Genomic DNA, 14301 nt, shown 5'->3' with positions numbered 1-14301 from the left:
GTCGTAATCTTCGTACTCACAAGGCTTTCGGCTTCTCGCGATGAACCCTTGTGAGAAATGCGGGCTAGCGCCGTTTCGCCGCCGGCCGCGTTTTGGGAACAGGTCGTGATGCGGGTACACGAACAGGGGCTAATTAGTTTTCACGCACAAAAAAACAACCCATCAACAACCTTTTTATTTTTTTCAACTTTTTTAGATGTTTAATCTTTATTGAAGCCACAGAAAATGTTACAAAATAGCAGTCAAAGCAATGGGATTCAAACCGATCCATGTTGCCCACGACAGTATTCCATTAACTTTGTAGGAGAACCTATGACATGAAAAGTAAAGCAGGCCGACCCATGAAATACGCCTTTTTATTGCTCGAACTTGAAGACGACCAGATCTACACGCCGGCAACCATCGTCAACCGCGGCCTGAGTGAAGGCACATTGACCTTGGAGAGCAGCGAGGATCACAAACAGCAACGGGTCAAGATTCGCCACAGTTTGGCGAGGCTCAGCAAAAACCACGGCTTTCCAGAACAAGGCGATGGAACGGTCCAGCTCGCGGGACAAGCACCGATCCGGGGTTGGAGCGGAAAACGTTGGAAAGCCGCATTAAGCGAGCACCAACTGGCACGCCTACGCCGACCGCCTCAGTAAACCGTATCCCCCCGCGCCAAGGGTCACCGCCCCGGAACGGCCTTCCCAAAAAAAGCCCGACCAACCCTTGAGCGGTCCAACCGTCAATCTACCGCCACAACCCCCCGCCTTCCCGGCCAAAAACCAACACAACCCTCGTGGGACCCGTCCCAAAATTTGTTATGATTCGGCATCTTTATACCCAGCGAGGTCACTTATGGTAGAAGCGATCAAGTGGCACGGCGATCACCTCGAATTACTCGATCAGCGCGTGCTCCCTTTTGAAACATCCTTTGTCCAGTGCCGCACCGCCCAAGAAACAGCCGACGCCATCCGCAACATGGTTGTGCGCGGTGCCCCGGCCATCGGCGTTACCGCCTCATATGGCTTGGTTCTTGCCCTGCAAAACGATGCCTCACCCCAAGCCTTTCACGCCGCCTGCGAGGTTTTGGCGGCGTCCCGACCTACCGCCATCAACCTTTTCGACGCCATCGACAACACCAAAGAAGGTCTTGGCAATCCCGCCGGTTGGCAGAACCCGGCCGCCGAAGCAGAACGGATCGCCGTCGCCTACCACCAGGACGATTTGGCCAAGAACAAAGCCATCGGCCGCCACGGCGCCCAATTCCTCGCCGGCCAACGCCGCGTGCTCACCCACTGCAACACCGGCTCCTTGGCCACTTCCGGCTGGGGTACCGCGCTCGGAATCATCCGCCAACTCAATGAAGAACAACGACTCACCCAAGTTTACGCCAATGAAACGCGACCCTTCCTCCAAGGTGCGCGCCTCACGGTCTGGGAATGCCAACAGGACAAGCTCCCCGTCACCCTGGTCACCGACGGCATGGGCGGGCACCTGATGAACGCCGACATGGTCGATTGCGTGATCGTCGGAGCCGACCGCATCGCGGCCAACGGCGACACCGCCAACAAAATCGGTACCAGTATGTTGGCCATGGCGGCCCATTTCCACGGCATCCCTTTTGTCGTGGCCGCGCCGACCACGACCATCGCCACCAAAACACTCACCGGCAAAGACATCCCCATTGAGGAACGGCCTCATGACGAGGTCAGCCACGTGCGCAAGAACCCGATCACGGCACCCAATACCGCCGTCTTCAACCCCGCCTTCGACGTCACCCCGGCCGCCTTAATCAGCGCCATTGTCACCGAAGACGGCATCTTCCACCCACCCTTTAAGTTCAACTAATCCAATGGATTGGCCAGGCGAGGTTCATGAAGCCTCTTTTCTTCGTCGCTACAAACGGTTTTTCGCCGATTTCCAAAAACCCGACGGTACCCTGATCACGGCCCACTGCCCCAATACGGGCAGCATGGCGACCTGCACGGCCGAGAACGCACGCAGCTGGGTTACCTTCCACGACGATCCCAAACGCAAGTTGGCCTACTCCTGGCAAGCCATTGAGCTAGCCGACGGCTGGACCGGTATCAACACCGGTCTGGCCAACCGGCTCGTTCAGGAAGCCATTGAGACCGGCGTGGTGGACGAACTCCAGGGTTACCCCACCCTCAAACGAGAGCAGCGTTACGGTGAAAACTCCCGCATCGACTTTTTGCTGTCGGCACCGGACCGCGCCGATTGTTACGTCGAAGTCAAAAACGTCACCCTTTTGTTGGAACCGGGACTGGCCGGTTTCCCCGACGCCGTCACCAAACGCGGCACCAAACACGTCCAGGAATTGGCGGCTGTACGTCGCATGGGCGGCCGGGCCGTACTTTTTTTCTGCGTGCAGCGCGCCTCAATCGAACGGGTCACCGTCGCCGAGGCATTTGATCCCGAATATGCCGCCTGTTTGCGCGCCGCCGTCGCCGAGGGCCTTGAAGTTTACGCGTATCGGGCCGATTTCGACCAACAAGGCGTGCGCTTAACGACCCAACTCCCGGTCGTTTTATAACCGCGGCCAAACGGCCGCAACAGGATGGTACACATGATGACTTTGGCTTTTTGTTGGCTTTGGATGCAGACCGCAACCCAAACCCCGATTGAGACGTGGTCGGCGGTGATGGAGGCGCGTTTCAAGCGCCACGCCGCGAGCATTCCCACCAACCAATTTAATCTGGAGACCCAATCCCAACTGCTCATGCAAGAGTACTTGTTGACCATCGGTCAAAACGGTCACCCCGACGCCGCCAAAATCATTGTCGCCCATTTTTCCCATCCGCAACTCCAAAGCACCGCGTTGTTTGCCTATGGTGAGCTGGGTGCCCCGGTACAACCGTTGTGGAACACCACCGTTGCCGAGGAGAACCGCCTGTTCTGGTGGGAAGCCGTCGCCAAATGCGCCTCGCCAAGTGACCGCGGCGAACTGCTGCAACGCTGGCAAGCAGCCCCACCCAACGAGCAGACGCGGAGCTTACGCACCCTCTACCGCCACGGCCATGAAAGCTTCAACCTCGCCGTACGCGACCTACTGTCGCGCCGTCCGACCGGGAACAACCTCGATCCGCTCTTTTACCTGTTCCGCAACAAGGTCCCCATCCATAAAAAAGTCTTCCTCACCCAAGTGGCCAACCCCGACAACAGCACACGCGCGCGTTTGTTCCTGCTCCGGCTAACCGTATCCGACGCCGACGCCGCCGTGGTAGACGCACTGCTTGCGCTCACCAAGTCCGCCGACTGGCGGTTACGCGTCAACGCGGTGAACGCGCTCGGCAACACGGCGGCCGCCCATGGGGAACAACCCACGCCGTTCATGCTCGCCGCACCGGGGCTTTTGGGCGACCCCAACCCCAACGTGGTCACGGCAACCCTGACCCAACTGGTCCAGCGCAACGATCCAGCCATCGACAAATGGCTTGAGCCGCGATTTGGCGCCTTGAGCCAAGCGCAAAAAGTGGTGATTCTGGAGAACATGGAGGGTGAACGCAAGCAGCGTCACACCCACCTTATCCAAGGCTGGCGCAAGAGCCGCCACCCCTGGCCGTTGCGCCAATGGATCATTCACGAGGGTCCCAACCAACGCGGCGAACTCCAAGAATGGACCGATCCCAAAAACAAGGGTTTGGCCACGCTGAGCTATCAGATCTTAACCGCACCTGAAAACCCGGAACACAGGCGTTGGCTCAACGCGGCTCTGGCGAGCAAAGACCCGTACTTGGCGGCAACGGCGGTGACCGCGATGGGGAACGACCGCAACCTGAGCCGTACCTACCTGCCCCGCATCAACGCCCTGCTGGCACAACCACTGCCGGAACCCGACTTTCACTATGCGGTCATCGACAGCCTCGAAGCCTTGATGCCCGACGCGGCCCGCCGCGGCCGCCTGCTGCAGCAGCTACAAGCTCATCCCGATTACCTGGTCCGCCTCAAGGCTTTTGAAACGGCGGGCACCGTAGACTTCGCGCGACGCCGCAACCTGTTTAATCGCCCCTGGAACCACCCACTCCCCGCGCAAATCCTGCAACAGGCGGCATTGTTCGCCCAGGGCGCCCCGGAACCCACCTGGCTGCTTCAAACCAACCGCGGCGAAATTCGCATTAAATTGCGCGGCAGCTACGCACCCATTACCTGCGCCAATATTGTTTACCTCAGCAACCGCAAGTACTTTGACAACATGCCGATTCACCGGGTCGTTCCCAACTTCGTGGTTCAGGCCGGCGATTCGCGCGGCGACGGCTCGGGAGGACCGGGGCACACCATTCCCTGTGAGATCAACACGCTGCGCTACAAACGCGGCACGGTGGGCATGGCCCTGGCCGGCAAGGATACCGGCGGCAGTCAGTGGTTCATCTGCCATTCCGCACAACCCCACTTGGACGGCAATTACACCGTCTTTGGTCAGGTCACCGAGGGCATGCCGCTGGTGGATCGCCTGGAGGAAGGCGACATCATCCTCAACACCCGCATCATTTTTTAACCACCCCACCCAAGCGGCTAAACTGGTTTAGCACAACAGCTTCGAGACAATCAAAGCGGCGCGGATTTGGGAAATCGCCCGCTTCTGATTTTTTTTTGAGCTTTTGCTTGACCCCGAAATGGCGGATTGGTATAACTGTCGAGCATTGGATGCCGATGTGGTGAAATTGGTAGACGCGCTGGATTCAAAATCCTGTGGGGGCAACCCCGTCTCGGTTCGACTCCGAGCATCGGCACCATCCATACCCAGTCTTCTCTCAGCACCTTTTGGTGCTTTTTTCATTTTTTGGGCTTCTTTTTTCTGCCACTCGCCCAAGACATCGGAAGACGGAGCAACAGCATGAAGGCGCACCAGCAACAATGGATCATTAAGTTCCTAATGTTTGCCCCGCCGATCTTATTCATTTTGTACGCCGGCCACAGCCTTACCTTAATCCGCGGCCTGCTCTCCAAATCCTCGAGTTTCCACCTCGATTACGCCAACAACCTCATCCAAGACTACCTCGAGATGAGTTTGGCCATCGACCTCAACAAGCTCGAGGCCTGCATCAGTGAAGGTCGCCTGAAGTGCCCGCCCGGCAAGTGGACCACACTCGAAGGCGGCGGCGACCCACTTACCTTTGTGCAATACGGCAACAAACAGTACCCCGTCTACCTCCGCGAGGAAGTGTTGCCTGAAGTTCTCGAAAACTACTTCAACACCAAACCAGGCCTCAAGGGCCTGCTTACCAGCCGGTACCACGAACCGGTGTACTGGATCCAAATCCTGGATGAGAACAAGGAAGTGGTTTACCGGTCGGGGCCGCAACCCGACCCCGAGGCGGCCCACCAGGTCTACGCCATGTCGCGCACATTAAAGAAATACAGCATCGACATCGTGTACCGTTCCTTCGGCCCCAAGCAACTGTATTCGGTGGCACGCACCCGCATCAACTTCGCCGCGGGTTTTCTTTTGTTCATCATGGCGGTTTTCAGCCTGATGCTGATCACCCGCGCCATTCGCCAAAAGATCCTGCTGGCCCGCCAAAAAACCTTTTTCGTCACCACCATCTCCCATGAGTTCAAAACCCCGCTGGCGATCATTCGCCTCGCGGCTGAGACGCTCGCGGCGGGCCGCACCAAAACCAAAGAGGACGAAAAGAAGTTTCACAACATGATCTCGGCGGAAATCAACCGCCTCGACCACCTGGTCCACAAGGTTTTAAGCTTCAATAAAATAGAACTGGGTCAAATCAGCTACAACGCCCAGCCGATTGATCTGCGCGATATCGTCACGACCACCTGCGACGCCTTCCAAATGCAGGCTGAGTCAGAGGGGTTCACCTTTGAAGTCGCCATCACAAACGAACCATGCCCGATCCTGGGCGATCCCGGCCTGATCCGACACGCCATCGACAACATTTGCGACAACGCGTTTAAGTATTCCGGCGACAACAAATACGTGGCGGTCACCCTGGAACGGCGCGGCGACCAAATCCGTCTGGCGATCAGAGACCGCGGCATCGGCATCCCGGCCAACGAACTGCCCCACATCACCAAAAGTTTCTACCGGGTCGAGGACCAAAAGGCGGGCGGCATTCGCGGCTCGGGACTGGGCCTGTCGATCAGCAGCCACATTCTCAACCACGCCAAGGCACGCCTGGACGTCGACTCAACCCACGGCGAAGGCACCACCTTCACCCTGATGTTCCCTGTGAACCAATAAAAAAGCAAAAAACCGCACAACCCGGACAGCGGAACAAAACCGTTTTCTTACAGCGGGTTCACCTCGTCATTGCGCGATCCTTGAGTATAATCGGGGTGGGATTTGTTCAAGGGATGGGTGGTTCATGAAAATTCTTCTGGTCGAAGACGAACGCGACCTGCGTTTTTCGCTGGTGCACAACCTGGGGTTTGAAGGGTACGAGGTCACCGAGGCAAGCAACGGCCGCATCGCGCTCGACCTCTACGCCGAAAACACCTTCGATATGGTTATCCTCGACATCATGATGCCCGAGATTGACGGCCTAACCGTGCTCAAACACATCCGCGGCAAAAACCAAGACATCCCGATCCTGATGCTCACGGCCAAGTCCACCGAAATGGACAAGGTCATCGGATTTGAGCTAGGCGCCGACGACTACCTCACCAAACCCTTCGGCTTGGGTGAATTTCTCGCTCGCGTGAAGGCTCTGTTACGCCGACGCCGGCGCGGGCCGGCCGCGGGCACCGGCAGCGAGGTTCGTTTCGCGGGGGTGGTGGTCGATTTCGAAAATTACGCGGTCAGTCGCAACAAGGAACCGATTCACTTCAGTCAAAAGGAGTTCCAACTCCTCAAATACCTGATTCGACGGCCAAACCAGGCCATCGAAAAAGGTGAAATCCTTGAGGCGGTATGGGGTTACACCTCCAATGCCACCACCCGCACCATCGACACCCACATCGCCCGCATCCGTCGCAAACTCGACGACCAGGACCAAAATAAAATCATCCAAACGATCCCAACGGTTGGCTATAAATTCGTAGCTGAATTAGAATAAATGTGGTTTATCGATTTTTCAGATATATCAAAACAAGCGCTCTTTTATTTCACGGCGCTTCCGTAACCAACCGCCGCTCCCTGCAGCGCGGCTGGTGCAACCTCAACAGAGCTAGGAGATATCCATGTTTGTATTAACCTTGGTCATTGGTTTGATGATGGCCGACCCCACGGTTTACGGCAAAGCCCCTAAAACCGAAACCCCCATGATTAGCATCGAAGCCTTTAGCGAAAATCCGGCCGCTTTTTTGGACAAGGTCGTTCGTGTCAAAGGTGAAGTCAAAGAAGTCTGCCCGATGAAAGGCTGTTGGCTGGACGTTGCCGAAGGCAAGAACCAGGTACGTATCAAAGTAAAAGACGGCGAGATCGTGTTCGACCAAAAGTTGGTCGGCCAAAAAATCGTCGCCGAGGGTACGGTTTACAAGTTCGACCTTTCCAAAAAAGAAGCGGTCAACTACTTCGCCCACCTGGCGGAAGAGAAAAACGAAACCTTCGATCCGGCCTCGGTAACAGAGGGCACCACCATCTATCAAATCGGCGGTATCGGCGTCCAAACCCTCCCCTAACCAGGTCGAGGCATTGTACAACAGGCGGGCGCCCGGCGTCCGCCGCGTGTCGTTCGTCAAGTTGACAGGGTCTAACGTCGCAATGACTTATCCCAGGACACAAAGCGCCGGTTCAGCTAGGAGATCCCACGCTCGATGAGGATTTCCGTTAATTTTTCCGGGCTGACCTCGGTCACATACCGACCGTCCAGTTCGATGACCGGCGCCTCTGTACAATTACCGGTACAACCACATATTTCATGGCTTACCGGCAAACCGGCGGCATTGAGGTCGGCACACCAGGCCACCAAGGCATCGCTCCCCATCACACCGCAACTTGGGCCGCGGCAAATCGTCAGGTGCAGTTTTTGCATATCTTCGGCCATCTCGGGATCCTCCCGGGGTCCTCCCGCTACCACCGAAACGGTGTTTTTGCGGCGTCGACCCGTGGATCGGTTTTGATCTTTTCGACCGATCCAAGTATGATCGTTGTGCCCCAGCCTCATGGGGGGCGAAATAAGACCACGCGCGGAGCCGTTCATGACATCCAAGCCGTTAAAACCTCAAGCCAAAGTGTTCTGCCAGGATGAAGTCCGAGCGTTGATCCCTTGGTTGATGGAGATCAGCGCCGATGCTGAAAAAGAAATCATTGCGATTCAACAGCAGGAAACGGATCGAGATCAGGCTCAAAAACGCGTGCAGGCCATTATACATTACTGGCTGGAAACGGTGATCAAGCTGGGTGCCATCCCCAAGCAACCGTTCACGGTCGATTTCGACAGCGGCAGCGATTATTTTTGCTGGGAGTATCCCGAGGAAGACATTTACTATCGCCACGAGTATCATCTCGGCTACGCCGGGAGACATCGAATCGAGGAATCATCATGACTGCATCCACATTGATTAAAGGAACGGTGGTTTGTTTGATCGCCGCTTTCAGCTTGTCCCTTTTTGCACAGAACTACACGATTTCGAGCGGCAACAAGTCCGGCGCCGGCTTCACCTATGAGACGACGCCCTTCCCCGGCGGAATCAAGGTCACCGATCTGGACAAAAGCAAACTGACCATGGATGTGAAAGGCCCGGCCCTCATTCAAGTTTGGTCAACCTGCTGCGGCGGCGAACCCGAACTGTGGGACTACCTCAAAGGCCTGCGTTCCGTTTACGAACCCAAGGGCCTGAATTTCGTTTCTCTGAACTTTGAAAACGGCGCCAGCGGTGCCCGCCAACGCATGATGGTCAAAAAATTCTTTGAATCCCAAACCAAACCCGAGGTTTTGTACCTGGACAACTTGGGTGACGCGGTCGACAAACTCAAAGTCGCCGGTTTCCCCACCTACATCCTGGTTAACGGAGAAGGCCAAATCATTTTCAAAACCAACGGCAAAGACGCGGAAGGCGTTGCCGTGATGGAAGAAGAACTGGCCAAATTGTTGGAGTAAAAACAGTACCATGATCGATTCGCACAGCCATATTTTCCACGCACGCTACGACAGCGACCGCGAGGACGTGATCACCCGCGCCATCGAACGCGGCATCGATCACCTGCTCCAGGTAGCTTGCAACCTACCGGAATGCCACACGGTCATCGAACTGGCCGAACGCGTGCCCGGCATATACGCGGCGCTCGGGGTTCACCCCCATGACGCGGATACGGTGAACACCGCGGTCGTGGATGAAATCGAACGCCTGTTGGTTCACGACAAGGTGGTGGCCTGGGGCGAAATCGGTCTGGACTTCTATTACGACAACAGCCCACGCGAGCAACAGCAAACGGCTTTTGAGGTTCAGCTCGCGCGTGCGATCAGCAACGAGGCCCCGGTTGTCATCCACACCCGCGATGCGGAACCGGAAACCCTGGCGATCATGAAACGCAATCCCAATGAGCGCGGCGGCCACGTCCACTGCTTTACCGGCACGATGGACATGGCCAAAGCGCTTTTAGATCTGGGTTACGATCTTGGCTTCACGGGCATTGTCACCTTTAAATCGGCGGCGGATCTACGCGAGGTGGTGAAAATGGTCCCGCTTGACCGCCTGCTGATCGAAACCGACAGCCCTTATTTGGCACCGGTCCCCCACCGCGGCAAACGCAACGAACCGGCGTTTGTGGCCGACGTCGCCGCGGCGATTGCCGAAATCAAAGGCGTCTCCCTCCAACAGCTGCTGGAAGCCACCAACGAAAACTTTTACCGCGTTTACGCCAAACCCGGCCTGACGTGGGAAAAGCTGGCTTTTGCCCAGGCTTAAAACAAGAACCATGGAAACCTTTACCTGGGAGCAGATCGACGAAACCTCGTACTACGATTGCCTGCTCGATTACAGCCACGCGGAACTAACCCGACTGGTCGCGGAACGGGGCTTTAAATCCATCCACGCCGACCGTCTTTTTGCGGCCCTACACCGCGGCGATCACGACGACCCCACCCTGTTTGACCGTCTCCAGTTGCCCAAACCCATGTTGGCACTGCTGAATTCGGACGATGCCCCGAAACGCAGCCCCTTTCAACGGATTGAAGCGTTTCCCAGCAACGACGGCTCGGTCAAATACCTCTACCATTTACCCAACGGTGCCCAAATCGAAAGCGTGTTCATGCCGTTCAAGAACCGCAATACCTTTTGCATCAGCTCCCAAGTCGGCTGCGCCATGGGTTGCACCTTCTGCGCCACCGGCGCGATGGGCTTTCGCAAACACCTTTCAGCAGGCGAAATCGTCGGTCAGGTTCTCCACATGCGACTGCGCCACCCCAACCCCCGCGGGCAAACGACCCGTTTCAACGTGGTATTTATGGGCATGGGCGAACCGCTGCACAACCTGAACAACGTCATGAAAACGGTGGACCTGTTGACAGACCCCCACGGGCTGGTCCTCTCCGAACGCGACATCGCGGTATCCACCAGCGGGCTGGTCCCCAAGATTGAACAAATGGCAAGCTACAAAAAGCGCCCCCACCTGATGGTGAGCATCGCGGCCACCAACGACGGCAACCGATCAAGCATTATGCCGGTCAACCGCGCCTACAATCTGGAAAAATTGCTGGCATGCCTGGAGCGTTACCCGCTTCGCCGTCGCGAGCGCATTATGCTGAGTTATGTGGTGATCGCGGGCGTCAACGACCGAGACGAAGATATCGCGGCCCTATTGGCGATGAGCCAACGCTTTCCCAGCATGATCAATTTAATTCCGATGAACGAGCACGAACTGAGCCCGGGCATGCAGGAGCCGGAAGAAAAACGTTTGCAGCGAATGTACCAGACCCTGCTGGACGCGGGCGCATTCGCCACCATTCGCAGGAGTCGCGGCCGCGATGTCGCCGGCGCCTGCGGTCAACTGACAACCCAATACGAGCGGAAAGCCGCGACCCAAAAGGGTGCGACACCGTCGCCGGGAACCCCGGTTTAATTTTCTTTAAGACCGACGTTTACTTCAAAAGGTCCAAAATCGGTATTAAAGGGGATGGCGATACAGGGAATGCCTTTGCGTGCAATGGCGTGGCCCTTACCCAAAACGATGTTGGGCAGTGAAATGGTCACATTTTTACCCATGGCCACCAGGGCACGACGGGCGTCGCCGACAATGATGTTCCCCATTTCCCCGATTGCGTCTTGGACGTTCTGATCCACCTCGGTGCATTCTTCCATGAGTAAGTTACTGGCGACTTTACAGGCCAATTCTTTGGGCATGGAAACGATAATCGACCCCTCGACTTCACCCGTCAACGAAACAATACTGGAAATATCGTAGGTGGTGATCAAGTCCGGCTTGAGCGAGAGGTTGTCACGCGTTGCCGTAATTTGAGCCATCATCTCCAAAGACTTCAGCGTCGATTCGATGAAAGGGTTAATATATTCGACTTTCATAGGCACCAACTTCCTTCGACAGGGGGTTTTGGGCAATTCCGGTAGGAACAGCCGTCTAGCTAGAAACAGTCAATCGTGGGAGTGCTTAACTTTAACATAAGCAGTTGGCGGGGAACCAACATTGATTGATTTTTTTTCGACACAAGCGCCGTTGCTTCCCCGTTAACCCACTCTTCGGAACTAAACCATCGCCAACATTAATTTACTCGGAAATTCCAGGTATTGCTTTACCTCTTGGGCAAAGGTGGCCCCGACATCGCCGTCGATGACACGGTGATCAAAGGATAACGAAATGTTCATCATGTTGCGCACGACGATTTGGCCGTCACGCACCACGGCGCGTTCCTGCATGTTGTGAATGCCCAAGATGCCGACCTCGGGATGGTTGATGATCGGGGTAGCCAACAAACCGCCGAGACGGCCCAACGAGGTGATGGTGAAGGTGCCGCCGGTGATGTCGTCCATGGTGGAACGCTGCTTGCGCGCGCGATCCGTTACCTCAACCATTTCCTTGGCCAATTGCAGCACGGTTTTCTGGTCACAACCTTTGAGCACGGGCACGGTCAAACCGCCGGGCGTGGCGGTCGCGATGCCGAGGTTGTAGTAATGTTTGTAAACCAGCTCGCCGGCTTCCTCATCGATTGAGGCGTTCATCATCGGGAACTTTTTCAGCGCCAACACCACGGCTTTGACAATAAACGGCAGGAAGGTCAGCTTAATATCCTGCTCGGCGGCCACGGGTTTAAGCTGGTTGCGAATATCAATCAAGCGGTCCATTTCCACCTCGTCCACAAAGGTGAAGTGGGGAATGTGGCGCTTGGATTTGGCCATCTGGTTAAAAATCGCCTTGCGCAAACCACGAATTTTTTCGCGATGCTCGGCTTCACCAACGGGAATTGCCACGGGTTTGGGCGCGGTGACAGGCGCGGGCGCGGAAGCAGCCTTTTGCGGTACCGGCGCGGCGGGTGCGGCCACCTGGTCACCGCTTTTGGCGGCCTCGGCAACACGGTTCACATCCGCGCGGGTGATGCGATGGTTGGGCCCGGTCCCTTTGACACGCTTCAAATCAATCGACAAAGACGCGGCCAAACGGCGCACGGCGGGCGTGGCCAAAGGCGTGCCAAAGGCGCTAATCGAGGGATTGTTGCTCGGATCAACATCGCCGGCCAAAGCAACAGGCGCACGCGAGGCGGCAACAGCAGTGGGCGCACTTGCCGCCGCGGGCACCGCAACAGGCGCGGCAACGGCAGCACCGTCTTTGACCCGATAAGTCATGATCACTTGGCCGACGGCAACCACATCACCGGGCTCACCCACGGTGGCCACAATTTCACCGTCGTGCGGCGCGGTAATTTCAACACTGGCCTTGTCGGTCAAGACGGCCACAATGGGCTGATCGTGGATCACGGTCTCGCCGGGTTTGACATGCCACTCGACAATCTCACCTTCCATGACGCCTTCGCCGATTTCCGGCAATTGGAAATCGGTCACGGCACCGGCAGTCGCTTCCTGCGCATGGGCGCCGTTTTGCGGTGCGGCAACTTCAGCCGGCGCGGGTGCGGCGGCTCCGGCCTCGCGCCAGGTTAGCAGCGCCGAACCAACCTCGACAATATCACCACTGTCACCATTGGTTTGCTCGATCACCCCGTGAAAGTCCGCGGTAATTTCGACTGTCGCTTTGTCGGTCAAAACAGCGACCAACTGGGCGTCCGGGTGCACTTCGTCACCGGGTTTAACATGCCACTCGACAATTTCGCCCTCGATGACCCCTTCACCGATTTCAGGCAACTTAAACGCGTTCGCCATGAATGTTCTCCTTCGTCGATTGAAAACAGTTTGGGTGGCTCAAAGCGGAGCCACCGTCCTCCCCTATACGGAAAAAGGCAGATCAGCCAAGGAATCATGGACCTGCCCGGACGCCGTCGGCGGGTTCTCTTGCCCCCGAACCCGATATGCCTTTTGGCGTGCGATGTGATTGGCGAGAAAGTATTCACCCGCCTTATAAGACGAACGGACCATGGGACCGGCCGCCACATACAAAAAGCCCATCCGCCGCGCTTCATCGGCAAGCGCATCAAAACGTTCGGGCGCGAGATACTCAACCACTTCCAAATGTTTGCGCGACGGGCGCAAGTACTGGCCCAGGGTAACAACGTCGACCCCGTGGCGGCGCAAGTCGGCAAACGTCTCCACTATTTCGTGGCGCGTTTCACCCAAACCCAGCATCAAGCTGGATTTGGTAATCCGTTCCGGCTCGCGTTCTTTCACGTAAGCCAGCACGTCCAGCGATTGCTGGTAACCGGCGCGGGGATCGCGCACGGTCGGCGTCAAACGCTTCACCGTTTCCACGTTGTGCGCAAACACATCGGGGCCCGCATCCGCCACGGTGGCGATATGCTCGTGAACACCGGCATAATCGGAGGCCAACACTTCAACCAAACAGTCTGGCTTAACGCGCTGCACCTCGCGGATGACGGCCGCGAATTGACCCGCGCCGCCGTCCGGCAAATCGTCGCGATCCACACAGGTAATCACCACGTAGTTCAAATCCATGGCGACCACGCTTTCAGCCGCCTTTTGCGGCTCCAGCGGATCCAACCAACCACGTGGGTTGCCCGATTTCACATTGCAAAACCGGCAACCCCGCGTGCAGGTATCCCCCAAAATCATCAGGGTTGCAGTGCCCTGACTCCAGCACTCGCCCAAGTTGGGACAACGTGCTTCCTCGCACACGGTGAATAATTTCTTTTCACGCAGGCGGCTCTTGATTTCATGAACCTTATCCCCGCCCGGCAATTTCATGCGCAACCATTCCGGTTTGCGTGTCGGTTTCGCTTTTGCTTTCATGAATCTTCCTTCCCTTGCACCCTTCGCGCC

At 56.7% G+C, this 14301-nt stretch carries 15 protein-coding genes and 1 tRNA gene; 12 read left to right on the top strand and 4 right to left on the bottom strand.

From position 1 onward, the window contains the following. The first annotated feature begins 317 nt into the window (after positions 1-317). From J3U88_RS12080 to J3U88_RS12045, 8 genes are all read left to right on the top strand, one after another. Entirely contained in the window at positions 318-644 is a 327-nt protein-coding gene (locus J3U88_RS12080; protein ID WP_207859015.1) for a hypothetical protein, read from the top strand. A 196-nt stretch (positions 645-840) separates the two neighbouring features. Beyond that, entirely contained in the window at positions 841-1833 is a 993-nt protein-coding gene (gene mtnA / locus J3U88_RS12075; RefSeq protein ID WP_207859014.1) for an S-methyl-5-thioribose-1-phosphate isomerase, read from the top strand. 4 nt (positions 1834-1837) lie between these two features. Beyond that, entirely contained in the window at positions 1838-2539 is a 702-nt protein-coding gene (gene sfsA / locus J3U88_RS12070; RefSeq protein ID WP_207859013.1) for a DNA/RNA nuclease SfsA, read from the top strand. 33 nt (positions 2540-2572) lie between these two features. After that, complete coding sequence (locus J3U88_RS12065; RefSeq protein WP_207859012.1) at positions 2573-4501, top strand: peptidylprolyl isomerase; 1929 nt, start codon at positions 2573-2575, stop codon at positions 4499-4501. 151 nt (positions 4502-4652) lie between these two features. Next, positions 4653-4739: transfer RNA gene (locus J3U88_RS12060), tRNA-Leu, on the top strand. A 101-nt stretch (positions 4740-4840) separates the two neighbouring features. Beyond that, positions 4841-6205 (top strand): sensor histidine kinase, encoded by a 1365-nt coding sequence (locus J3U88_RS12055; RefSeq protein ID WP_207859011.1) that lies wholly within the window; start codon positions 4841-4843, stop codon positions 6203-6205. Positions 6206-6329: 124 nt separating this feature from the next. Then, a complete protein-coding gene (locus tag J3U88_RS12050; protein ID WP_207859010.1) occupies positions 6330-7019 on the top strand; it encodes a response regulator transcription factor in 690 nt (229 codons plus the stop codon). A gap of 124 nt (positions 7020-7143) precedes the next feature. Beyond that, the gene (locus J3U88_RS12045; RefSeq protein ID WP_207859009.1) at positions 7144-7584 is read left to right on the top strand and encodes a DUF4920 domain-containing protein; all 441 of its coding nucleotides are present in this window, start codon (positions 7144-7146) and stop codon (positions 7582-7584) included. 116 nt (positions 7585-7700) lie between these two features. On the opposite strand, the gene J3U88_RS12040 is transcribed toward J3U88_RS12045, so the two are convergent. Next, entirely contained in the window at positions 7701-7949 is a 249-nt protein-coding gene (locus tag J3U88_RS12040; protein ID WP_207859008.1) for an NAD(P)H-dependent oxidoreductase subunit E, read from the bottom strand. Between the two features lie 154 nt (positions 7950-8103). Between J3U88_RS12040 and J3U88_RS12035 the strand changes: the two genes are divergently transcribed. The 4 genes from J3U88_RS12035 to rlmN are packed head-to-tail and all read left to right on the top strand — an operon-like array spanning position 8104 to position 10966. Further along, positions 8104-8451 carry a DUF2203 family protein gene (locus J3U88_RS12035; RefSeq protein WP_207859007.1) on the top strand — a complete coding sequence of 116 codons (348 nt, stop codon included), beginning with the start codon at positions 8104-8106 and terminating at the stop codon, positions 8449-8451. Beyond that, the gene (locus J3U88_RS12030) at positions 8448-9005 is read left to right on the top strand and encodes a TlpA family protein disulfide reductase (protein ID WP_207859006.1); all 558 of its coding nucleotides are present in this window, start codon (positions 8448-8450) and stop codon (positions 9003-9005) included. The genes J3U88_RS12035 and J3U88_RS12030 overlap by 4 nt, the downstream gene beginning before the upstream one ends. Positions 9006-9015: 10 nt before the next feature. Further along, positions 9016-9813, top strand: a complete 798-nt coding sequence (locus J3U88_RS12025; protein WP_207859005.1) for a TatD family hydrolase — start codon at positions 9016-9018, stop codon at positions 9811-9813. Between the two features lie 10 nt (positions 9814-9823). Then, the gene (gene rlmN, locus J3U88_RS12020) at positions 9824-10966 is read left to right on the top strand and encodes a 23S rRNA (adenine(2503)-C(2))-methyltransferase RlmN (protein ID WP_207859004.1); all 1143 of its coding nucleotides are present in this window, start codon (positions 9824-9826) and stop codon (positions 10964-10966) included. Here rlmN and J3U88_RS12015 read toward each other — a convergent pair. From J3U88_RS12015 to lipA, 3 genes are all read right to left on the bottom strand, one after another. After that, complete coding sequence (locus J3U88_RS12015; RefSeq protein ID WP_207859003.1) at positions 10963-11424, bottom strand: chemotaxis protein CheX; 462 nt, start codon at positions 11422-11424, stop codon at positions 10963-10965. The genes rlmN and J3U88_RS12015 overlap by 4 nt on opposite strands. Before the next feature lie 180 nt (positions 11425-11604). Further along, entirely contained in the window at positions 11605-13230 is a 1626-nt protein-coding gene (locus J3U88_RS12010; RefSeq protein ID WP_207859002.1) for a 2-oxo acid dehydrogenase subunit E2, read from the bottom strand. 63 nt (positions 13231-13293) lie between these two features. Then, positions 13294-14271, bottom strand: a complete 978-nt coding sequence (lipA, locus tag J3U88_RS12005; RefSeq protein WP_207859001.1) for a lipoyl synthase — start codon at positions 14269-14271, stop codon at positions 13294-13296. Between the last annotated feature and the right edge of the window lie 30 nt (positions 14272-14301).

The sequence above is a fragment of the Acanthopleuribacter pedis genome, from assembly GCF_017377855.1.
GTDB classification, from domain to species: Bacteria; Acidobacteriota; Holophagae; order Acanthopleuribacterales; family Acanthopleuribacteraceae; genus Acanthopleuribacter; species Acanthopleuribacter pedis.
Note: the sequence above shows the minus strand (reverse complement) of the source record. Positions and strands in the feature narration are given on the sequence as shown.

Coding starts and splice junctions, on each gene's coding strand:
- J3U88_RS12080 (WP_207859015.1), top strand. CDS start 318: ATGAAAAGTAAAGCAGGCCGACCCATGAAATACGCCTTTTTATTGCTC.
- mtnA (WP_207859014.1), top strand. CDS start 841: ATGGTAGAAGCGATCAAGTGGCACGGCGATCACCTCGAATTACTCGAT.
- sfsA (WP_207859013.1), top strand. CDS start 1,838: ATGGATTGGCCAGGCGAGGTTCATGAAGCCTCTTTTCTTCGTCGCTAC.
- J3U88_RS12065 (WP_207859012.1), top strand. CDS start 2,573: ATGATGACTTTGGCTTTTTGTTGGCTTTGGATGCAGACCGCAACCCAA.
- J3U88_RS12055 (WP_207859011.1), top strand. CDS start 4,841: ATGAAGGCGCACCAGCAACAATGGATCATTAAGTTCCTAATGTTTGCC.
- J3U88_RS12050 (WP_207859010.1), top strand. CDS start 6,330: ATGAAAATTCTTCTGGTCGAAGACGAACGCGACCTGCGTTTTTCGCTG.
- J3U88_RS12045 (WP_207859009.1), top strand. CDS start 7,144: ATGTTTGTATTAACCTTGGTCATTGGTTTGATGATGGCCGACCCCACG.
- J3U88_RS12040 (WP_207859008.1), bottom strand. CDS start 7,949: ATGGCCGAAGATATGCAAAAACTGCACCTGACGATTTGCCGCGGCCCA.
- J3U88_RS12035 (WP_207859007.1), top strand. CDS start 8,104: ATGACATCCAAGCCGTTAAAACCTCAAGCCAAAGTGTTCTGCCAGGAT.
- J3U88_RS12030 (WP_207859006.1), top strand. CDS start 8,448: ATGACTGCATCCACATTGATTAAAGGAACGGTGGTTTGTTTGATCGCC.
- J3U88_RS12025 (WP_207859005.1), top strand. CDS start 9,016: ATGATCGATTCGCACAGCCATATTTTCCACGCACGCTACGACAGCGAC.
- rlmN (WP_207859004.1), top strand. CDS start 9,824: ATGGAAACCTTTACCTGGGAGCAGATCGACGAAACCTCGTACTACGAT.
- J3U88_RS12015 (WP_207859003.1), bottom strand. CDS start 11,424: ATGAAAGTCGAATATATTAACCCTTTCATCGAATCGACGCTGAAGTCT.
- J3U88_RS12010 (WP_207859002.1), bottom strand. CDS start 13,230: ATGGCGAACGCGTTTAAGTTGCCTGAAATCGGTGAAGGGGTCATCGAG.
- lipA (WP_207859001.1), bottom strand. CDS start 14,271: ATGAAAGCAAAAGCGAAACCGACACGCAAACCGGAATGGTTGCGCATG.